The organism is Streptomyces sp. NBC_01267 (assembly GCF_036241575.1).
Taxonomy (GTDB): domain Bacteria; phylum Actinomycetota; class Actinomycetes; order Streptomycetales; family Streptomycetaceae; genus Streptomyces.
Genome location: NZ_CP108455.1, coordinates 6,727,021 through 6,746,916, shown reverse-complemented (window position 1 = coordinate 6,746,916; position 19,896 = coordinate 6,727,021). Strand labels below are relative to the sequence as shown.

Below are 19,896 nucleotides of genomic sequence, written 5' to 3'. Positions count from 1 at the left end.
CGCCCGGTCCTGAACTCCGCCCCCGGCGCCGCGCTGCGCCGGGGGCGGAGCAGCGCCGGGGGCGGAGCAGCGCCGGTCCTACTTCAGCCCGGTGTCGAGTGCCCCCATCAGCGTCCCCTGCGGGGTGTCGCCGGACATCTCCCAGATCATGACGCCCAGCAGGCCCTTGTCCTTCACATAGGCCGTCTTCTTGCCGATGGACCAGGTGTCGTCGAAGGACCACCACTGGTTTCCGGTGTACCCGTAGGTGGACACCGACTGTTCGTCGTGGTGGATCGTCATCGTCGGAAAGGCGCCGATCAGGTTGGCGTAGCCGCGGGTTCCCGCCTCCTCCGCGAACTGTCCCGGCGCGGCGCCGCCCGCCGACTGCCATTCACCGTTCGCCCCGCCGTCGGTGACGTTCTGCCAGCCACGGCCGTAGAACGGGATGCCGACTGTCAGCTTTCTCGGCTCGACGCCCGCGTCGGTGTACGCCTTGACGGCCGCGTCCACGCTGAAGTGGAAGCCGTACGGGTCGCCGTCGTCCGCGTAGAGGTTGGCCTGGTCGCCGGTGCGGTCCGGTTCCCAGGAGTTGTCGCTGCCCGAGCCGTGGAAGTCGTACCCCTGGACGTTGGCCACATCGAGGGAGTCGAAGACCTTGGTCAGGTCCCAGCCGTCGCTGATCTTCTGCGGGTCGGCCGGGGTGAACGCGGTGAGCAGCCGGTGTCCGCCGCCCAACGCGTCCATCTGCTTGCGGAATTCGGCGAGGAGCAGCGTCAGGTTGCCCTTGTCGTCGGCGGACCAGTGGTTGCCGGGGTGTCCGGTGTCGGTGCCCGGCCACTCCCAGTCGATGTCGAAGCCGTCGAAGATCCCGGCGGCGGTGCCGGGGCCGCCCGCGCCCGAGTACTCGGGCAGGTTGCCCTTGATGTACATGTCGATGCACGAGGAGACGAACTTCTGCCGGGACGCCTCGGTGGCGGCCACGTCGGAGAAGTACTTCGAGTAGGTCCAGCCGCCGAGCGAGACCAGGATCTTCAGGTCCGGGTGGAGGGCCTTGAGCTTCTTCAACTGGTTGAAGTTGCCGCGCAGTTTGCCCCAGCCGTCGTCGGCGACGCCGTCCACGGACTGGGCGGCGCTCATCGGACGGGCGTAGTCGGCGTCCGCGTCACCGGCTCCGGTCCCCTGGTCAGGATCCTCGGGGTCGGCCGTGGTGCCCTTCGTGACGCCGTTCATACAGGTGAGGTTGGTGGGATCGATGTTCTCGAAGGAGTAGTTGAGGACGTTCAGCTTCGAGGCCGCACCGGAGTCCTGGAGATTCTTGACGAAGTACTGCCTGCCGTAGATGCCCCACTGGACGAAGTATCCGACCTTGGCGTATTTGCCGCTGCCGACGATGTCGTCGGTCTTCACGGTGAGCGTGTTGCTCGCCGGTGAGGCGTTGTCCGCCGGGTCACGGGCCTTGACGGTGAAGGTGTACGACGTCGAGGGCGACAGTCCGCCGACGGTCGCCGTGGTGGTGGTTCCCGAGACCGTCGTGGCGAGCGCGGAGCCACGGTAGATGTCGTACGCGGCGACGCGCTGGTTGTCCGTCGCGGCGGTCCAGGCCAGGGTGACGCTGCTGGAGTCGACGCCGGTGGAGTGCAGGGCCCCGGGCGCCGTCGGCGGGGACGTGTCACTCGCCGGATCCACGGTGGTCACCGCCAGCGGCGGGCTCTGGGCCGAGACATTGCCGCGGGTGTCCTTGGCCCGGACGGTGAAGGAGTACGCGGTGGCGGGGGTCAGCCCGGTGACGGTGCCGCTGGTCGCGGCGGTGGCGCTGCCCACGACGGTGCCGCCCGCGAGGATGTCGTACGAGGCGACGGGGAAGTCCCCCGCCGCGGACGCCGTCCAGGAGAGCGTCGCGGTGTGGGCGGTCACGTCCGTCTGCTTGAGTCCGCCGGGCGCGGTCGGCGGTGCGTCCGCCGAGCCGTCGCACTTGTCACCGTTGATCCGGCAGCCGTCCGGTGCGGTGATCGGGCCGGTGGCGACGAACCAGAAGCTGTACGGCTCGGTGGTGCTGTGCGCCGCGACGGTGCCGTTGTAGGCGGCGTTGACGGCGGTGATGTGACTGCCCTGGGTGGTGACCGTCCCGTTGTACGAGGAGCTGATGGCCACTCCGGAGGGCAGGTCGAATTCCAGGGACCAGCCGGTCACGGCGGTGTCGCCGTCGTTGTGCAGGATGTAGGTCCCTTTCCACCAGGGCCCGTTGTCCGCGCTGGTGAAGGTGGCCGTCAGCTTGCCGGCCGCGTGGGCGGGCGTCGCCTGGAGGGACAGCAGCGCGAGTAGGAGTCCGAGAACGGCGATCAGGGATGTCGCCGTTCTGCGTCTGAATGATCCGAACGATCTGTGCTCGACCATGGTTCTCCCTTGAGGCAGGGACCGCAGGCGCGGTCCTCAGGGGGGAGCGAATGTCCTTGGTGCCATGGAGCACAGTGGAAGTTAGGTGGTCTGGACCAGTTCGTCAAGAGGTACAGACCACCTAGGTACAGACCAATACCGCCCGGCGGCCGGGGCCGTCCGGATGGGACGCGCCGGGCATGACCGTCCGGCCGGGCCGCGGCTCGCGCGGGAGAGTGGTTCACCCGCGGACGGGTGGTTCGCTGACCGATGAGTTCTCGGCGGCGCGCCAGTCTGAGGCGTGTGAATACCTACGATCTCGGCCCCGCCGCCCGCTCCGTGGCAGACCTCCTCGACGCCATCGACGACACGCAGCTGTCCGGCCCCACTCCGTGCCCCGACTACTCCGTCGGGGAGCTCCTGGCCCATGTCGTCGGACTGACCGCGGCCTTCCGCGCCGCGGCGGAGAAGGACTTCGGGCCGGCCACCGACACCGCCCCCGGCACGACGAAACCCGTACTCGAAGCGGACTGGCGGACCGTACTTCCCAGGCAGCTCGACGAGGTCGCCGCCGCCTGGCGCACCCCGGAGTCGCGCGAAGGACAGACCAGGGCGGGGGCGGTCGACCTGCCCGCGGAGGTGGCCGGGCAGGTCGCCCTCAACGAACTGGTCGTGCACGGCTGGGACCTGGCCCGCGCGACCGGACAGCCGTACGCCGTGGACGACGCGAGCCTTCAGGTGTCGTACGGGCTGCTGAAGATGATGAACCAGGGCGGGCAGACAGACATCTTCGGCCCGGCGGTCGCGGTTCCCGAAGGGGCTCCGTTCATCGACCGGGTGATCGGTTCCAGCGGACGCAGCCCGGAGTGGCGGCCGTAGGGACGCAACGAAACAGGACGCCCCGCGCCGTACCCGGCGCAGGGCGTCCTGTTTCGTTTCGGGAGACGCGCTCGGCGCTCACCGTTCTCCGCGTGTGAGGCCGGACGTGCCGGCCGGACGTGCCATCTGGTCGCGTCAGCCGGTCGTGTCAGCCGACTCCCGGCCGGTCGTCAGCTGGTGAAGAACTCGCTGACCGCCGCCGAGAACTGCCCCGGCTCCAGCTCGTGCACCCGGTGACCGACCGGGATCGTGATCATCCGGGAGTCCGGGATCTTCGCGGCCATGTCGGGGATCCGGTCCTGCGGCATGGAGCTGTCCGGGCCGCCGGTCACGAGCAGGGTCGGTGCCACGATCTCGTCGAGCCGTTCGGCCCACTCCGGTTCGGGATCCCGGACCTGACTCTTGATGGCGGGCACGGCGTTCCAGTCGTAGTCGACCGGCGCGTCCGGGTGGACGGGCTCGGGCCTTTCGCTGGGGAACGGCGGCGGGGTCTCCTCCAGTACGAGCCGCTCCACCCGGTCCGGATGCTCCTGGGCGAGCAGATACGCGACGACGCCGCCCATGGAGTGCCCGACGACCCCGACCCGGTCCAGGTCCAGCTCGTTCAGGAAGCCGAACACATCGTCCCGCATCAGTTCGAACGAGTACTCGTCCGGCCAGTCGCTCTCACCATGTCCGCGCAGGTCAAGGGCGTACACCCGCCACTCCTCGCCGAGTGCCTGCCCGGTCGCCTCCCAGGTCGCGGAGGAACCGCCGAGACCGTGCAGCAGCACCACCGGCGCCCCGAAGGGGTCGCCCCAGGTCCGGTAGGCCAGCCGTACGTCGCCGACATCGACTACAGAGTGATCGTCCATACCGAAGACGCTACAGCGCCCGGGGCCCTGCCTCCGCCGCGGTGCGCCGCCGGGGCTCCGGCCACCCCGGCGAGACAGGGTCGGACAAAATGCACCACCACAGCCACCCTCGTAGGGTTGATCAACGATCAAGGGCAGCCCTGCCCATACCGCATTCGCTCAACTCCTTTCTCCCCAGGGGGTGTACGACCCCCCGGACAGCTGATAGGAAAGCTTCCTAACAGAACACCTGAAGGACGAACTCCCCTTGGAGGACTGGTGAACGCCCCCCACCGCACCACCCCTGGACGCCGCAAGAGGATCATCACCCGCACGGTGCTCGGCCTGGCCCTGGTGGCCGTACCCGCCACCGCGTACGCCGCCAACGCGCCTGCGCCGCAGACGAGTTCGCATCAGGTGGCCGCTGCGGCGACCGGACTCGACGACCCGGCGAAGAAGGAAATCGCCATGAAGCTGGTCTCCAGCGCGGAGAACTCCTCGCTGGACTGGAAGGCCCAGTACAAGTACATCGAGGACATCGGTGACGGTCGCGGCTACACCGCGGGCATCATCGGCTTCTGTTCCGGCACCGGGGACATGCTGGACCTGGTGACGCTGTACACGAACCGCGAGCCCGGCAACCCGCTCGCCAAGTACCTCCCCGCACTCAAGAAGGTCAACGGCTCCGACTCGCACTCGGGTCTCGGCTCGGCCTTCGAGAGCGCCTGGAAGACCGCGGCCAAGGACACGGTCTTCCAGACCGCGCAGAACGACGAGCGCGACCGCGTCTACTTCGACCCGGCCGTCAAGCAGGGCAAGGCGGACGGCATCGGAACCCTCGGCCAGTTCGCGTACTACGACGCGATCGTCATGCACGGTGACGGTGACGACAAGACCAGCTTCAGCTCCATCCGCAAGAGGGCTCTCGCCAAGGCCAAGACCCCGGCCCAGGGCGGCAACGAGACCACCTACCTCAACGCCTTCCTCGACGCCCGGGTCTGGGCGATGCAGCAGGAGGAGGCCCACAGCGACACCAGCCGCGTCGACACCGAGCAGCGCGTCTTCCTGAAGAACGGCAACCTCGGCCTGAACCCGCCGCTCAGCTGGAAGGTCTACGGGGACCCGTACACCATCAACTGATCAGCGGTCCGGCACACGGATACGGCGCGTACGGCACCTCAGCGGTGCGGTACGCGCCGTATCTGTCCCGCCGGTGTCAGCGGATCGCGGCTGCCGCCTCCGGTACGGCCTGCTGCTCCGGTTCCTCCACGCTCTTCCCCGCACCCAGATGGTTGAAGGCCAGGTTCAGCACGATGGCCACCACACATCCGGTGGAGATGCCCGAGTCGAGCACCACCAGAACGTCCTTCGGGAAGGCCTGGTAGAAGTCCGGCGCCGCTATCGGGATCAGCCCGATGCCGAGGGCGGTCGCCACGATCAGGGCGTTCTCCCCCTTCTCCATGGCCGCGCTCGCCAGCGTCTGCACCCCGCTCGCCGCGACCGAGCCGAAGAGCACGACCCCGGCGCCGCCCAGCACCGGCAGCGGTACGAGGGCGATCGCCGACGCGGCCATCGGACAGAGGCCGAGCAGGATCAGGATCCCGCCGCCGGTGGCGACGACGTAGCGGCTGCGCACCTTGGTCATCGCGACCAGGCCGATGTTCTGCGCGAAGGCGCTCGCCATGAAGCCGTTGAAGAACTGGCTCACCAGGCTGCCGATGGTGTCGGCGCGCAGCCCGCCCTCGATGGTCCGCTCGTCGGCGGGACGGCCGACGATCTTGCCGAGCGCCAGCATGTCCGCGGTCGACTCGGTCATACAGACCAGCATCACGATGCACATCGAGACGATCGCGGAGACCTCGAACTGCGGGGCGCCGAAGTGGAAGGGCGTCGGGAACCCGATCGGGTCGGCGTCGCGCATCGCGTCGAAGCTGGTCATGCCCATCGGTATCGCGATGACCGTACCGATCACCAGGCCGAGCAGGATGGCTATCTGCTGGAAGAAGCCGCGGAGCAGTTTCCGCAGGGCCAGCACGATGACCAGGGTGAGGGCGGCCATCCCTATGTTCTTCATCGAGCCGTAGTCCGCCGCTCCCTGGGTGCCCTGGGCCCATCCGAAGGCGACCGGCAGCAGCGAGACCCCTATGAGGGTGATGACGGTACCGGTGACGACGGGCGGGAAGAAGCGGACCAGCTTGCTGAAGTACGGGGCGAGCAGGAACCCCAGCACGCTCGCGACGATGATCGCGCCGAGGATGACCGCGATGCCGTCGTGTCCCCGGCCCTTGCCGATGGCGATCATCGGCGTGACACCGGCAAACGAGACACCGTTGACGAACGGCAGCCGGGCGCCGACCCGCCAGAACCCGAGGGTCTGGAGCAGGGTCGCGATACCCGCGGTGAACAGACTCGCCCCGACGAGGAAGGCGGTCTCCTTGGCGCTGAGCCCCACGGCGGGGCCCACGATCATCGGCGGGGCGACAACTCCCGCGTACATGGCGGCCACATGCTGGAGGCCGCTGGTGAACATCCTGACGGGCGGAAGGACTTCGTCGACCGGATGCTTCACGGAGGTCTCAGGCCCTCCGGACGGTTCCGCGTCGACGGATACGGCTGCTGCATCATTGCGAAACCTGGGCTCGGCGGCCACGACGGCTCCTCCGGTCGGGTACACGTCGTCGGTGACGTGGGTGTCAGGGAGGTGGTGCGGAGTGCAGGTGCGGCTGCGGGTGAAGGTGGGGATCGGAGCCCGGACGGTACGGAGAGGAGGTTCCGGGTCGGTTCCAGGACGGTTCCGGGTAGGTCACCGCACCGGAGGGTGCATGCACTCTGGGCACACACCCCCCGGTCACGGCTGCCGTGAACCCCGCTCGGGCTCACGGCCGCCGGCCGGGGACCGTCCTCCCCGGCCGGAGCTCGTACGGGCTCAGTCCTGCGCGGCGATCCGCGCGAGGCGCTGCGCCTCGACCCGCGTGGCGCGGGCGATGGCGTCTTCGTCCACCGTGGTCAGGTGGCTGTCCTCGACGACGGTGAGGCCGTTCACGAGGGAGAGGGCGACGGGGGCGGCGGCGCCGAAGACGAGCGCGGTCACCGGGTCGGAGATCGAGGCGTGGGCCAGCGTGTCCATCTTCCAGAGCACCAGGTCGGCCAGCTTTCCGGGCTCCAGGGAGCCGATCTCCGCTGCACGGCCCAGGACTTGGGCTCCCCCGTACGTACCGAGGCGCAGGGCCTGACGGGCGTTCAGGGCCGCTTCGCGGTGGGTGCCGAGGCGGTTGATGAGCAGGGCGTTGCGCAACTCGGTGTGGAGTTCGCCGGACTCGTTGGACGCGGTGCCGTCGACCCCGAGGCCGACCGGGACGCCCGCCCCGAGCATGTCGGGGACCCGGGCGATGCCGGCGGCGAGGCGGGCGTTGGAGGACGGGCAGTGCGCGACACCGGTACCGGTACGGGCGAAGGCGGCGATGTCGGAGTCGTTCATGTGGACGCAGTGCGCCATCCACACATCGCTGCCGAGCCAGCCGGTCGACTCGAAGTAGTCGGTCGGGCCCATCCCGAACAGTTCCTTGCAGAACTGCTCCTCCTCGACGGTCTCACTGCCGTGGGTGTGCAGCCGCAGACCCTTGCGGCGAGCCAACTCGGCGCCTTGCCGCATGAGTTCGGTGGACACCGAGAAGGGTGAGCACGGCGCGACGGCGACCTGGGTCATCGCGTCGAACGAGGCGTCGTGGTACCGGTCGACGGTCTCCTCGGTGCCGGCGAGCGCGCCTTCCAGGGTCTCGACGGCGAAGTCCGGGGGCAGCCCGCCGTCCTTCTGGCTGCGGTCCATGGAGCCGCGGGCGAGGGTGAAGCGCACACCGGTCTCGGCGGCGGCCCCGATGATCGCGCCCGACAGGTCGCCGGCGCCCTGCGGGTAGACGTAGTGGTGGTCCATCGCGGTGGTGACACCGCCGCGCGCCATCATGGCGAGGGAGCCCTGCGCGGCCGTGCGCGCCATCTGCTCGTCGATGCGCGCCCACGTCGGGTACAGCGCGACGAGCCAGTTGAACAGGTTGTGGTCGGTGGCCAGCCCACGGGTGATCCACTGGTAGAAGTGGTGATGGGTGTTGACCAGTCCCGGGGTGACCAGATGGCCGGTGCCGTCGATCCGGCGTACGACATCGGTGAGCCCTTCGGGCGCCCTGCCGGACCCGAGGGACTCGATGCGGTTCCCCGCGACCACGACATGGCCCGATGCGTACTCGGTGTCGTGGGCGTCGACCGTCGCGATGGCTACGTTCTCGATGACCGTGCGCGCGGCTGCCGTTGGTGCCATGAGGATTCCTTCTCTCGCAGTGGCGAAGGGCACGGCAGGACCCAGGAGGATTTGAGTGCCGCAGCCGCGTGGCTCCGGGTGCCGAAAGAGTGCAGTTCAGTGGGTTTCCGGTACGCCACCGCCGGCGGTGGCCTCAGCCGGCGGTGACGTACCGGTCGGTCTCAGAGGTTGGTCATGTCGACCGGGATCCGGGCCTCGGCGCCGTCCCGCAGGATGGTGGCCTCGATGAGTCCGTACGGGCGGTCGGCCGCGAAGTAGACCTCGTTGTCGTTCTTGAGCCCGAACGGCTCCAGGTCCACCAGGAAGTGGTGCTTGTTCGGCAGCGAGAACCGGATCTCGTCTATCTCACTGCGGCTGTTGATGATGCGTGAGCCCATCTGGTACATGGTCTGCTGCAGGGAGAGCGAGTACGTCTCGGCGAAGGCCTGGAGCATGTGCTTCTTCGCCTGCTCGTAGGACTTGTCCCAGTTCGGCATCCGGGCCGCGTCGTCGGTCCAGTTGTACCGCCACTTGGCGGAGACCGCGGTCGCGAGGATACGGTCGTAGGTCTCCTGGAGCGTCGTGTACTTGTCCTTGGCGTAGCCCCAGAACTCCGAGTTGGTGGAGTTCATCACCGTCAGGTCCTTCAGGCCGGAGATGACCTGCCACTTCTCCCCGTCGAAGGTGATCTCGGTGGTGCGCAGTTCCTGGCCCTTGCGGACGAAGGAGTGCCTGACCTCGTCGGCGCCGATGAACTGGGAGCTGTTGCCGGAGGTGGCGATGCGCTCCCAGGCGTACTCCTCGATCCGGATCCGCGCGACCTTGATCGCGTCCTGGGTCGTCACGAAGTGCCTGGCCAGGTGGATGCCGAACTGCTCGGCGGACTCGATGCCGTGCTCCTTGGCGAACGCGAACACCGTGTTCTTGGTGGCATCGGTCGTCAGGACGCTGGCGTTGGAGCCGGAGTAGTGGACGTCGTCCATGTCGCCGGAGAGGGCGACAGAGACGTTCAGGTCCTTGATGTGGTGGGTGTCGCCGTCCCGCGTGATCTTGACTACGCGGTTCTCTGCTTTGCCGTACTGGTTCTGGCCGAGAATCGTGGGCATGTCGGTGCTAGCTCCCTCGGTATACGGAGTAGCCGAACGGGTTGAGCAGCAGCGGTACGTGGAAGTGCTCACCCGGTACGACGGCGAATGTGATCGCCACCTCCGGGAAGAAAGCGCCGCTGTCCCTTACGCGGGGGGCGTCCTGCTGTGCCTCGGCTTGTTTCTTGGAGAAGTACGGCCCGGTCTCGAAGTCGAGCCGTACCTGGGTGGTTCCTTCCGGCAGGGCCGGCAGGTCCTTGCAGCGCCCGTCCGCGTCGGTCGCCGATCCGCCCAGTGCCACCCACTGCGCGTCGGGGCCGCTGCGGGCCGCGAGCGCGATGGCGACACCCTCGGCGGGGCGTCCCACGCTGGTGTCCAGGATGTGCGTGGACACCGATGCGGTGGTCTGTGTGCTCAAGACCTTCACTCTCCTTGTTCTGCGACTGCGGCGACCACGATGTCCAGCCGGATCCGGTTGATCCTGCCGAGCTCGACGCGCACCAACTCGCGCTCCCGCTCGGGTGTGTTGATGATCCGGGCCTTCATCGCGTCGCGCATCTGCTCGCCGGTCGCGCCGGTCGCGCAGATCAGAAAGACATGTCCGAACCTCTCCTGGTAGGCCAGGTTCAGTTCGAGCATCTCGACCTTGAGCTCCTCCGAGGCCCCGGCCATCCCCCGCTGTTCACGGGACGATGTCGGGTCACCGGGTTTCGGGCGGCCGATCGGCGGGTGCCCCGCCATCGCCTCGGCCAGATCTTCCGCGGTCAGTTCGGCCGTTGCGGCGTCGCTGGCGAGGAAGAGGGCTTCCGCGGTGGCGAAAGGGCGCTGGGCGAGGATTTTGCTCCCCCAGGCAGAACTGGCGCACACCTCGTGGAGTACGGCTCGCGCCGCACTGTCCCGCAGGGTGTTGAACCGGGCGAGACCCTCGGGGGTTGCAGGGTCCTCCCCCGGCAAGCGCAGTGAACTCGAAGTCACGGGGACCTCCGTGGCCTTGTGCTGTGGCCTTGTGCCGTGGCCTTGTGAGGGGCCTTGTGCTGGACGGGCTGCGGACAGCTAACGCCCTCGGAAACACCACGTCAACACTTTGTTGAAAACTTGGAGAGACAAAAACCGCCGCCCGGTTACCGGGCGGCGGCCGACTGCTCCGAACCTGCAGTCATTCACCCTTGGTGGCGTTCTCCCTGTTCAGGTAGTTGTAGACGGTGAAACGGCTGACTCCGAGCGCACCTGCCACGGTCTCCACACCGTGCCGCACGGAGAAGGCCCCGCGCGACTCCAGTATCCGCACGACCGACTGTTTCGTCCTCCGGTCGAGCTCGGACAGCGGCATCCCGTGCCTGCGCTCCATCGCCACCAGTATGTGATCCAGCGAGTCGGAGAGCTGCGGCAGCCGCACGGCCAGGACGTCCTCACCCTCCCAGGCCAGGACCACGTCGTCCTCCGCCGCCTGTCCGGGTACGAGGATCTCGGCGCCCATGGCGTCGACCAGCGGCTTCACCGCGGCGATCAGCGGGTGCTCCCCCGGCGCGGTCACCGCGCCCCCTCCTCGCCGTCGGGCCCGATCACGTTCACCTGGAGCGAGACACGGGTGGCGCCCGCCCCCAGCGCACGGCGCAGCAGCGCGTCGACCGCGGTCAGTACGGCGTCGGATGCGCCTTCCGCGGTGTTGCCGAACGGTCCGACGTCCACCGCGTCCAGCTCGGCCGCCTGAATGACCTCGCGAGCCACCACCGCATGGGGTGGCGCATCGTCCAGGTCGAAGGGCTCGGTCGTGAATTCCACTCTCAATCGCACGCGCTCAACCTACTGCGCAGGCCACGAAATTCGGGAGCCCTCTTGACAGCCTCACGACCCACCAGGCAATCTTCCATCAAGTAGAAACTAACTTCCGCAATACGGAAGGAGCGCCGAACGCCTTATGGGCTACACGGACCAGCGCTTCGATGTGAACCTCTCGATCCTCTTCACGGAACTCCCGCTCCTGGAGCGTCCCGCGGCTGCCGCCGCGGCGGGCTTCGGCGCGGTCGAGCTGTGGTGGCCCTGGATCGAGACCCCCACCCCTCCGCAGGCCGAGCTCGACGCCCTCAAGAAGGCGCTCGACGACGCCGGCACCCAGCTGGTGGGACTCAACTTCTACGCCGGCCGGCTGCCCGGCCCGGACCGCGGCGCACTCTCCGTCCCCGGCCAGGAGTCCGACCGCTTCCGCGCCAACATCGACGTGGCGGCCGATTTCGCCGCGTCGGTCGGCTGCAAGGCGCTCAACGCGCTGTACGGCAACCGCGTCGAGGGCGTGGACCCGGCGGTCCAGGACGCACTGGCCCTGGAGAACCTCACGACAGCGGCCCGCGCGGCCGACCGGGTGGGCGCGATCCTGCTCATCGAGGCTCTCAACAAGCCGGAGTCGCCGCTCTGCCCGCTGGTGAGCGCCCCGGCCGCCATCGAGGTGGTCGACAAGGTCAACGCCCTGACGGGGCTCGGGAACGCGAAGTTCCTGCTCGACCTGTACCACCTGTCGATGAACGGCGAGGACCTCAACGAGGTGATCGACACCTACGCCGCACAGACCGGCCACGTACAGATCGCGGACAACCCCGGCCGCGGTGCGCCCGGTACGGGCACGCTGCCGCTGGAGGACCTGCTCGACCGGCTGACCAAGGCCGGATACGACGGCCGGGTCGGCCTGGAGTACAAGCCGGGCGACCGCCCGAGCGCCGAGGCCTTCGGCTGGCTCCCCAACTGACCGTCTCCACCCGCGTGTTGAAAGAGGCACCCCGCATGAGCAAGCTCCCCAAGGTCGCCTGGATCGGCCTCGGCATCATGGGCTCCCCGATGTCCGAGAACCTGATCAAGGCCGGCTACTCCGTGACCGGCTACACCCTGGAACAGGACAAGCTGGACCGGCTCTCGGCCGCCGGAGGCACCGCCGCCTCCTCGATCGCCGAGGCGGTACGCGACGCCGACGTGGTGATCACCATGGTGCCCGCGTCCCCTCAGGTCGAGGCCATCGCCTACGGCGCGGACGGCATCCTGGAGAACGCGAAGCCGGGCGCGCTGCTGATCGACATGTCGTCGATCACCCCGCAGACCTCGGTCGACCTGGGCAAGGCGGGCGGCGAGAAGGGCCTGCGGGTCCTGGACGCCCCGGTGTCCGGCGGCGAGGCCGGGGCCATCGAGGCCGTACTGTCCATCATGGTCGGCGGCGAGCAGGCCGACTTCGACGCCGCGAAGCCGATCCTGGACGCGCTGGGCAGGACCATCGTGCTCTGCGGTCCGCACGGCTCGGGCCAGACGGTGAAGGCCGCCAACCAGCTGATCGTGGCGGTCAACATCCAGGCCTGCGCCGAGGCCGTGGTCTTCCTGGAGAAGTCCGGCGTGAACCTGGCCGCGGCCCTCGACGTCCTCAACGGCGGGCTGGCCGGTTCGACCGTCCTGACCCGCAAGAAGGACAACTTCCTGAACCGGGACTTCAAGCCCGGCTTCCGGATCGACCTGCACCACAAGGACATGGGCATCGTCACCGACGCCGCCCGCAATGTCGGCGCCGCGCTGCCGGTGGGGGCGGTGGTCGCCCAGTTGGTCGCCTCGCTCCGCGCCCAGGGCGACGGCGGCCTGGACCACTCGGCGCTGCTGCGCTCGGTCGAGCGGCTGTCCGGCACCCAGGTCTGAGGCACCGCTCCTCCTCCTTCCGAGGCTCCGGCCTCCTCTCAACTCCGGGCCGCGGCAGCGCTGACACCTGTCCTGTCGCGCCCAGGCGCTGCCGCGGCCCGGTACCCCCGAACCTAAATTTCAACAAACTGTTGACGTGACGTTCGCAGCATATTTACGCTCCTCAAGCCGTCAGCAGCCCCAGTACGGAAGGTCCACGATGTCGAAGCGCGTGCTTACGACCGAGTCAGGCGCCCCGGTCGCCGACAACCAGAACTCCGCCACCGCCGGCGTCGGCGGCCCGATCCTCCTCCAGGACCAGCACCTGCTGGAGAAGCTCGCCCGGTTCAACCGCGAGCGCATCCCGGAGCGCGTCGTCCACGCCCGTGGCTCCGGCGCGTACGGCTACTTCGAGGTGACCGACGACGTCACCGGCTTCACCCGGGCCGACTTCCTCTCCGCCGTGGGCAGGCGCACCGAGACGTTCATCCGCTTCTCGACCGTGGCCGACTCGCTGGGCGGCGCGGACGCGGTCCGCGACCCGCGCGGCTTCGCGCTGAAGTTCTACACCGAGGAGGGCAATTACGACCTCGTCGGCAACAACACCCCGGTGTTCTTCATCAAGGACCCCATCAAGTTCCCGGACTTCATCCACTCCCAGAAGCGCGACCCGTTCACCGGCAAGCAGGAGCCGGACAACGTCTGGGACTTCTGGGCGCACTCCCCCGAGGCCACCCACCAGGTGACCTGGCTGATGGGCGACCGCGGCATCCCCGCCTCGTACCGCCACATGAACGGCTACGGCTCGCACACCTACCAGTGGACGAACGCCCGGGGCGAGGCCTTCTTCGTCAAGTACCACTTCAAGACCAACCAGGGTGTCCGCAGCCTCTCCGCGGACCAGGCCGCCGAGCTGGTGGGCAAGGACGCCAACAGCCACCAGACGGACCTGCTCCAGGCCATCGAGCGGGGCGTCAACCCGTCCTGGACGCTGCACGTCCAGGTCATGCCCGCCGCCGACGCCGCCGGCTACCGCTTCAACCCCTTCGACGTCACGAAGGTGTGGCCGCACAGCGACTACCCATTGCAGCGGGTGGGCCGACTGGTCCTCGACCGCAACCCGGACAACGTCTTCGCCGAGGTCGAGCAGGCCGCGTTCTCCCCGAACAACTTCGTTCCCGGGATCGGCCCTTCGCCCGACAAGATGCTCCAGGGCCGCCTGTTCGCGTACGCCGACGCACAGCGCTACCGCGTGGGCATCAACCACACGCAGCTGCCCGTCAACGCGCCGCGGAACGCCACGGCGGACAACTACGGCCGGGACGGCGCCATGGCGACCCGGCACGGCGCGCGCCACGACAAGAACTACGAGCCCAACTCGTACGCGGGACCGGCCCAGACGGACGCCGCACTGGCCGCCCCACTGGCCGTCTCCGGCTGGACCGGCGCCCACGCCGCCGCCGAGCACGCCAAGGACGACGACTTCTTCCAGGCGGGCGAGCTCTACCGGCTGATGTCCGAGGACGAGAAGTCCCGGCTGGTCGCCAACATCGCGGGCGGCCTCTCGCAGGTCACCCTCGACGACGTGGTCGAGAAGAACCTCGCGCACTTCCGCGCCGCGGACACCGAGTACGGCAAGCGCGTCGAGGAAGCCGTCCACGCCCTGCGCGAGGACTGAGCAGCACCGAGAGACGGCGCCGATGGTCCGACGGGAGGTCGGACCACCGGCGCAGTCCGTACCACCGGCCCGATGAGGGGTGGCCGGGGTGCGGACGAGCCTGCGGACCGCGGCGGAGTGACGATGCCAGTGCGGTGGTGAAGGCCCACCGGTCCCTTTCCTGACCTGAAGGTTCGGGACCGCGAGGGCCGATCGCCTCCGCCGCGGTCCCCTGCTTCCCCAACTGCCGTATCCATTACGGGAGTCAGGGATCGGCGAGCACCACCACAAGCCCCGCCCGGTGGCGCGAATGTCCTGTCGCGCCCAGTCTCGCGTCGTCGGGCGGCACCATATTCCGGTGCGGGAGCACGGAGCAGGGACTACGGTCTTCTGCTCCGTGCTTCTTCGTGCTGCGCGGGACCGGTACGGAGCAGTAGTCCCCCGGGCCTCGCGGCGCTTCCACCGAAGGGAATGTGCCATGACCGGACTCCGTCCGCCGACCGAGCCGTACGACCAGGGAATGCTCGACGTGGGTGACGGCAACCTCGTGTACTGGGAGGTCTGCGGCAACCCGGCCGGCAAACCGGCGCTCGTCGTCCACGGCGGTCCGGGCTCCGGCTGTTCGGCGCGCTCCCGCGCCCCGTTCGATCCGGAGCGCTATCGCATCGTCCTCTTCGACCAGCGCAACTGCGGCCGGTCCACCCCGCACGCCGCCGACCCCACGACCGACCTGGCCCACAACACCACCGCACACCTGATCGCCGACATGGAACGGCTCAGGGAGCACCTGGGGATCGAACGGTGGCTACTGCACGGCGGTTCATGGGGCTCGACGCTGATCCTCGCGTACGCCGAGGCACATCCGCACCGGGTGTCGGAGGTCGTCATCGCCGGGGTCACCATGACCAGGCGCTACGAGACGGACTGGCTGTACGGGGGCGTGGGCCGCTTCTTCCCCGAGGCGCTGGCCCGGTTCAGAGCGGGCGTGCCCGAGGCCGGGGACCTGGCAGAGGTCGTCCCGGCGTACGCGCGCCGCGCCGCGGACCCCGACCCGGAGGTGCGGGCGAAGGCCGTGGCCGACTGGTGCGCCTGGGAGGACGCGGTGCTCTCCCTGGAGCCGCACGGCTCGGCGCACCCCTACGGCGACCGGCCGTCGGCCGCCCGGGTGGCCCTGGTGCGCATCGCGTCCCACTACGTCTCGCACGGCGCGTGGCTGGAGGAAGGGGCGCTGCTGCGCGACGCGGACCGGCTGAGCGGAATCCCCGCCGTGCTGCTGCACGGACGGCACGATCTGAGCAGCCCGTACACGACCGCCTGGGAGCTCGCACAGGTCTGGCCGGACGCCGAGTTGACCGTGGCCGAGGACTCCGGACACAAGGGCAGCGCCACCATGGACGACCTGGTGCGCGCCGCCCTGGACCGGTTCAGTACGCGCTGAGAGCTTCCGGTGGTCCGCCGGGAGCACGCCGGAGGGGCGGGGCGCCGTGGACCGGCGCCCCGCCCCTCCGGGTGGGTCCGTCAGGAGGTGACGAGCGGGAGGATCGCGGTCGGGGCGTGGCCCGGCTCGGTCGCGATGTCCTCGAACTCGTTGACGCCGGCGATGTCCGTGCCGCTCATCGAGATGTTGGTGATCCGCTCCAGGATCGCCTCGACGACGACCGGGACGCGGTACTCGGCGGCCAGCTTCTTCGCCTCCTCGAAGGCGGGCAGCAGCTGGTCGGGCTCGGTGACCCGGATCGCCTTGCAGCCGAGGCCCTCGGCGACCTTGACGTGGTCCACGCCGTAGACGCCGAGCTCCGGGGAGTTGATGTTCTCGAACTCCAGGTTGACCTCGAAGTTGATGTCCAGGTTGCGCTGCGCCTGCCGGATGAGGCCCAAGTAGGCGTTGTTCACCAGGACATGGACGTACGGGATGTGGTGCTGTGCGCCGACCGCCAGCTCTTCGAGCATGAACTGGAAGTCGTAGTCGCCGGAGAGCGCGACGACCGTGGCGTCCGGGTCGGCGGTCGCGACACCCAGCGCGGCCGGGATCGTCCAGCCGAGCGGGCCGGCCTGGCCGCAGTTGATCCAGTGGCGCGGCTTGAAGACGTGCAGCATCTGCGCGCCGGCGATCTGGGAGAGGCCGATGGTGGTGACGTAACGGGTGTCGGGGCCGAACGCGCGGTTCATCTCCTCGTACACGCGCTGCGGCTTCATCGGCACGTTGTCGAAGTGGGTACGGCGCTGGAGCCTGGCCTTGCGGTCCTGGGCGGACGCGGCCCACTCCGTACGGTCGGGAAGCCGTCCCGCGGCCTTCAGTTCGCGGGCGACCTCGACGAAGAGCTCCAGTGCCACCTTGGCGTCGGACGCGATCCCGAAGTCGGGGGCGAAGATCTTGCCGAGCTGGGTGGGCTCGATGTCGACGTGGACGAACGTGCGGCCCTTGGTGTACGTGTCGAGCCTGCCGGTGTGCCGGTTGGCCCAGCGGTTGCCGATGCCGAGGACGAAGTCCGACTCCAGGAACGTGGCGTTGCCGTAGCGGTGCGAGGTCTGGAGTCCGACCATGCCCGCGTTCAGCTCGTGGTCGTCGGCGAGGATGCCCCAGCCCATCAGGGTCGGGACCACCGGGATCCCGGTCAACTCGGCGAACTCCACGAGTAGTTCGGAGGCGTCGGCATTGATGATGCCGCCGCCCGCGACGATCAGCGGGCGCTCCGACTCGTTGAGGAGCGCGATCGCCTTCTCGATCTGGGCACGGGAGGCGACCGGCTTGTAGACCGGCAGCGGGGTGTAGGTCTCCGGGTCGAACTCGATCTCGGTGAGCTGGACGTCGACCGGCAGGTCGATGAGGACCGGGCCGGGCCGGCCCGAGCGCATCAGGTGGAAGGCCTGCTGGAAGACGCCGGGCACCTGGGCGGCCTCCATCACCGTGGTCGCCGCCTTGGTGACCGGCTTGGCGATCGAGGCGATGTCGACGGCCTGGAAGTCCTCCTTCTGGATCACCGCGGTCGGCGCCTGGCCGGTGATGCAGAGGATCGGGACGGAATCACCCGTCGCCGAGTAGAGACCGGTGATCATGTCGGTGCCCGCGGGGCCCGAAGTGCCGATGCAGACACCGATGTTGCCCGCGTGGGTACGGGTGTAGCCCTCGGCCATGTGCGAGGCGCCCTCGACGTGGCGCGCGAGCGTGTGCCGGACACCGCCGGCGGCCTTGAGGGCCGCGTAGAACGGGTTGATCGCCGCGCCCGGCACACCGAACGCGTTGGTGACGCCCTCGCGCTTGAGGATCTCGACTGCCGCTCGGGCAGCGGTCATACGGGGCATTGAGTACTCCTGCTCGGCCAGTCGGAGTGGGCCTCCTGTCGCGCCAACCTGAGATCGCCCAGTTCCGTCGTCTTCCGTAGTGTTTTCCGCATTACGGAAATTCACTTCTGCTATATGGAAGCAATCTAAGAGCTGGCTCCGCTTTCCGTCAAGGGAGGGCGCCGCGGATGTCGGGAACCGGCCCAATGTGCGAAGTCCCTCCCCAACGCCTCGCGCTTGGTGGACGATGGCCGCATGGGAGAGGGCATGGACGAGACCGCGAGGACGGGGGCGACAGCGGCGGGGTACGCGCTGGTGCGCTGCCCGGACTGCTTGCAGGAACACACCTACACGGCGCCCGCCCTGCCCTGCGCCTGTGGCGCCCCGCTCGCCCCACCACTGCTGACGGGCGCACCACCGGAGCCGATCACCCATCGGACCTGGTCCGACGGGTGGGTCACGGTGCGCTGCGGTTCCTGCGGACGCCAGGTCGAGTGGCCGCAGCCGGAACTCGGCTGCTCCTGCGGTACGGTCCTGCGGATTCCGGTGCGCCCGGTGGCGGCGCCCCCGCCCGCCCCGGGGAACACCCGGGCACCGGCGCACATCCCCCTGCCGCGCACGGCGGCGACCGTCCGTCCGCCCTTCCGGCCGACGGCGATCCGCACCTCGCGCGACGCGGTGTCGGCAGCCGCGCGGTATCTGGAGTGGCTGGGCTTCCGCGACGTCCTTCAGCCGGAGCGGCGGCCCGCGTCCGGGATAGATCTGCACGGCCCCGGGCTGGTCGCCTCCGTGGCCGCGACCAGCGGGCCGGCCGTCCTGCGGGACATCGAGTGCCTCTGGCTGAACGGGCTGACCACCTCGTCGGCGAGCGTCTTCTTCTCACTCACGGGGTACGCCGACGAGGCGCGCGCCCGCGCCGACGAACTCGCCGTCGCACTCTTCGTGATGGATCCGACCGGCGCCCCGCAGCCGGTCAACGGCCCGGCCGACGAACTCGTCGGCGCGGGCGCCCAGGAGCCCTGAGCGGCCACGGGATCACCACCGCAGCCGCTCGGGCCCGCACCTCACGGGCGGATGATCTGGCCCGGCTTCAGCTGGGCGGGGGCGAGCAGCTGGGGCACGGTGACAAAGGTGTAACCGCGCTCCTTCAGCGTGTCGATGATGCCCGAGACCGCGGGCACCGTGCCCTTGTAGATGTCGTGCAGCAGGATGATGCCGTCGGGCTTGGCCTGCTTGAGGGTCCGCTTCTCGATGAGCGCGGAGTCGTTCGTGGAGTAGTCCTTCGCGGTGGTGCTCCACAGCACCTGCGAGACGCCCAGCTCCTTGCATATCTTGGAGACGTCGTCGTTGGTACGGCCCTGCGGCGGACGCATCACCCGGGGCCGGGTGCCGGTGATCTTCTCCACCGCGACTTCGGTCTTCTCTATCTCCTCGCGGGCGACATCACCCTTCTCCTTGGTGAGGATCTTGTGCGTCCAGGTGTGGTTACCCACCTCGTGACCCTCGGCCGCCTCCCGCTTGACGAGCTCGGGGTACTTCATCACGTGGTCGCGGCCCAGCAGGAAGAACGTCGCGTGAACCTTCTTCTCCTTCAGCACGTCCAGCAGATGGGAGGTGTTCGGGCCGGGACCGGCGTCGAAGGTCAGCGCTATGCACTTGGCCTTACGGCAGTCGACCGGCCCGAAGGGGGCCGCACTCTTCTTGTCCGCGTGATCCCGCGCCTGGGACGGGGATGTGGTCTCCATCGAACAGCCGCTCAGCACGAGGGACATGAGCGCGGCCAGGGCGGCGACGGATCCGATCCGCCCGGCCGCCTTCTTCTTGAGCAATGACATGACCCGGACTATACCCAGCATGTATAGACCGGGT

18 protein-coding genes are annotated in these 19,896 nt (G+C 68.9%); 7 read left to right on the top strand and 11 right to left on the bottom strand.

The window, feature by feature from the left end; all coding sequences use genetic code 11:
- Nucleotides 1-78 precede the first annotated feature (78 nt).
- Nucleotides 79-2,376, bottom strand: a complete 2,298-nt coding sequence (locus OG709_RS30275; RefSeq protein ID WP_329168400.1) for a glycosyl hydrolase family 18 protein — start codon at nt 2,374-2,376, stop codon at nt 79-81.
- A 249-nt stretch (nt 2,377-2,625) separates the two neighbouring features.
- Between OG709_RS30275 and OG709_RS30270 the strand changes: the two genes are divergently transcribed.
- Nucleotides 2,626-3,234, top strand: a complete 609-nt coding sequence (locus OG709_RS30270) for a TIGR03086 family metal-binding protein (RefSeq protein WP_250305993.1) — start codon at nt 2,626-2,628, stop codon at nt 3,232-3,234.
- Nucleotides 3,235-3,404: 170 nt separating this feature from the next.
- Here the strand turns inward: OG709_RS30270 and OG709_RS30265 are convergent, their stop codons facing one another.
- Nucleotides 3,405-4,088 carry an alpha/beta fold hydrolase gene (locus OG709_RS30265; RefSeq protein WP_250305992.1) on the bottom strand — a complete coding sequence of 228 codons (684 nt, stop codon included), beginning with the start codon at nt 4,086-4,088 and terminating at the stop codon, nt 3,405-3,407.
- Between the two features lie 258 nt (nt 4,089-4,346).
- Between OG709_RS30265 and OG709_RS30260 the strand changes: the two genes are divergently transcribed.
- Complete coding sequence (locus OG709_RS30260; protein WP_250305991.1) at nt 4,347-5,207, top strand: chitosanase; 861 nt, start codon at nt 4,347-4,349, stop codon at nt 5,205-5,207.
- A 76-nt stretch (nt 5,208-5,283) separates the two neighbouring features.
- Here OG709_RS30260 and OG709_RS30255 read toward each other — a convergent pair whose 3' ends face one another.
- The 7 genes from OG709_RS30255 to OG709_RS30225 all read right to left on the bottom strand — a co-directional run bounded on the left by OG709_RS30255 (nt 5,284) and on the right by OG709_RS30225 (nt 11,237).
- Entirely contained in the window at nt 5,284-6,717 is a 1,434-nt protein-coding gene (locus OG709_RS30255) for a nucleobase:cation symporter-2 family protein (RefSeq protein ID WP_266646080.1), read from the bottom strand.
- Between the two features lie 276 nt (nt 6,718-6,993).
- Entirely contained in the window at nt 6,994-8,379 is a 1,386-nt protein-coding gene (locus OG709_RS30250; protein WP_250305989.1) for an 8-oxoguanine deaminase, read from the bottom strand.
- 161 nt (nt 8,380-8,540) lie between these two features.
- A complete protein-coding gene (gene pucL / locus OG709_RS30245) occupies nt 8,541-9,464 on the bottom strand; it encodes a factor-independent urate hydroxylase (RefSeq protein WP_250305984.1) in 924 nt (307 codons plus the stop codon).
- A gap of 7 nt (nt 9,465-9,471) precedes the next feature.
- Entirely contained in the window at nt 9,472-9,861 is a 390-nt protein-coding gene (uraH, locus tag OG709_RS30240; protein WP_250305983.1) for a hydroxyisourate hydrolase, read from the bottom strand.
- 5 nt (nt 9,862-9,866) lie between these two features.
- Nucleotides 9,867-10,418: a 2-oxo-4-hydroxy-4-carboxy-5-ureidoimidazoline decarboxylase gene (uraD, locus tag OG709_RS30235; RefSeq protein ID WP_250305982.1), complete on the bottom strand. Its 552-nt coding sequence runs from the start codon at nt 10,416-10,418 to the stop codon at nt 9,867-9,869.
- 181 nt (nt 10,419-10,599) lie between these two features.
- Nucleotides 10,600-10,977 (bottom strand): helix-turn-helix domain-containing protein, encoded by a 378-nt coding sequence (locus OG709_RS30230; RefSeq protein WP_250305977.1) that lies wholly within the window; start codon nt 10,975-10,977, stop codon nt 10,600-10,602.
- Nucleotides 10,974-11,237, bottom strand: coding sequence for a hypothetical protein (locus tag OG709_RS30225; protein ID WP_250305975.1), 264 nt, complete (start codon nt 11,235-11,237; stop codon nt 10,974-10,976). The genes OG709_RS30230 and OG709_RS30225 overlap by 4 nt, the downstream gene beginning before the upstream one ends.
- A gap of 124 nt (nt 11,238-11,361) precedes the next feature.
- On the opposite strand from OG709_RS30225, the gene OG709_RS30220 reads away from it, so the two are divergent.
- The 4 genes from OG709_RS30220 to pip all read left to right on the top strand — a co-directional run bounded on the left by OG709_RS30220 (nt 11,362) and on the right by pip (nt 16,183).
- Nucleotides 11,362-12,183: a TIM barrel protein gene (locus OG709_RS30220; protein ID WP_266646186.1), complete on the top strand. Its 822-nt coding sequence runs from the start codon at nt 11,362-11,364 to the stop codon at nt 12,181-12,183.
- Between the two features lie 35 nt (nt 12,184-12,218).
- Complete coding sequence (locus tag OG709_RS30215; RefSeq protein WP_250305973.1) at nt 12,219-13,109, top strand: 2-hydroxy-3-oxopropionate reductase; 891 nt, start codon at nt 12,219-12,221, stop codon at nt 13,107-13,109.
- 199 nt (nt 13,110-13,308) lie between these two features.
- Nucleotides 13,309-14,766 carry a catalase gene (locus OG709_RS30210; protein ID WP_250305971.1) on the top strand — a complete coding sequence of 486 codons (1,458 nt, stop codon included), beginning with the start codon at nt 13,309-13,311 and terminating at the stop codon, nt 14,764-14,766.
- Between the two features lie 457 nt (nt 14,767-15,223).
- Nucleotides 15,224-16,183: a prolyl aminopeptidase gene (pip, locus tag OG709_RS30205; RefSeq protein ID WP_266646191.1), complete on the top strand. Its 960-nt coding sequence runs from the start codon at nt 15,224-15,226 to the stop codon at nt 16,181-16,183.
- 80 nt (nt 16,184-16,263) lie between these two features.
- Here pip and gcl read toward each other — a convergent pair whose 3' ends face one another.
- Entirely contained in the window at nt 16,264-18,048 is a 1,785-nt protein-coding gene (gcl, locus tag OG709_RS30200; RefSeq protein ID WP_250305968.1) for a glyoxylate carboligase, read from the bottom strand.
- Between the two features lie 234 nt (nt 18,049-18,282).
- On the opposite strand from gcl, the gene OG709_RS30195 reads away from it, so the two are divergent.
- The gene (locus tag OG709_RS30195; RefSeq protein WP_250305966.1) at nt 18,283-19,050 is read left to right on the top strand and encodes a hypothetical protein; all 768 of its coding nucleotides are present in this window, start codon (nt 18,283-18,285) and stop codon (nt 19,048-19,050) included.
- Between the two features lie 41 nt (nt 19,051-19,091).
- On the opposite strand, the gene OG709_RS30190 is transcribed toward OG709_RS30195, so the two are convergent.
- Nucleotides 19,092-19,862: a polysaccharide deacetylase family protein gene (locus tag OG709_RS30190; protein WP_250305965.1), complete on the bottom strand. Its 771-nt coding sequence runs from the start codon at nt 19,860-19,862 to the stop codon at nt 19,092-19,094.
- Nucleotides 19,863-19,896: the final 34 nt, after the last annotated feature.

What these genes read in the sequence shown, in the direction of transcription:
- OG709_RS30275 (WP_329168400.1), bottom strand. Translation starts at nt 2,376, where the DNA reads ATGGTCGAGCACAGATCGTTCGGATCATTCAGACGCAGAACGGCGACA.
- OG709_RS30270 (WP_250305993.1), top strand. Translation starts at nt 2,626, where the DNA reads ATGAGTTCTCGGCGGCGCGCCAGTCTGAGGCGTGTGAATACCTACGAT.
- OG709_RS30265 (WP_250305992.1), bottom strand. Translation starts at nt 4,088, where the DNA reads ATGGACGATCACTCTGTAGTCGATGTCGGCGACGTACGGCTGGCCTAC.
- OG709_RS30250 (WP_250305989.1), bottom strand. Translation starts at nt 8,379, where the DNA reads ATGGCACCAACGGCAGCCGCGCGCACGGTCATCGAGAACGTAGCCATC.
- pucL (WP_250305984.1), bottom strand. Translation starts at nt 9,464, where the DNA reads ATGCCCACGATTCTCGGCCAGAACCAGTACGGCAAAGCAGAGAACCGC.
- OG709_RS30220 (WP_266646186.1), top strand. Translation starts at nt 11,362, where the DNA reads ATGGGCTACACGGACCAGCGCTTCGATGTGAACCTCTCGATCCTCTTC.
- OG709_RS30215 (WP_250305973.1), top strand. Translation starts at nt 12,219, where the DNA reads ATGAGCAAGCTCCCCAAGGTCGCCTGGATCGGCCTCGGCATCATGGGC.
- OG709_RS30210 (WP_250305971.1), top strand. Translation starts at nt 13,309, where the DNA reads ATGTCGAAGCGCGTGCTTACGACCGAGTCAGGCGCCCCGGTCGCCGAC.
- pip (WP_266646191.1), top strand. Translation starts at nt 15,224, where the DNA reads ATGACCGGACTCCGTCCGCCGACCGAGCCGTACGACCAGGGAATGCTC.
- gcl (WP_250305968.1), bottom strand. Translation starts at nt 18,048, where the DNA reads ATGCCCCGTATGACCGCTGCCCGAGCGGCAGTCGAGATCCTCAAGCGC.
- OG709_RS30195 (WP_250305966.1), top strand. Translation starts at nt 18,283, where the DNA reads ATGGGAGAGGGCATGGACGAGACCGCGAGGACGGGGGCGACAGCGGCG.
- OG709_RS30190 (WP_250305965.1), bottom strand. Translation starts at nt 19,862, where the DNA reads ATGTCATTGCTCAAGAAGAAGGCGGCCGGGCGGATCGGATCCGTCGCC.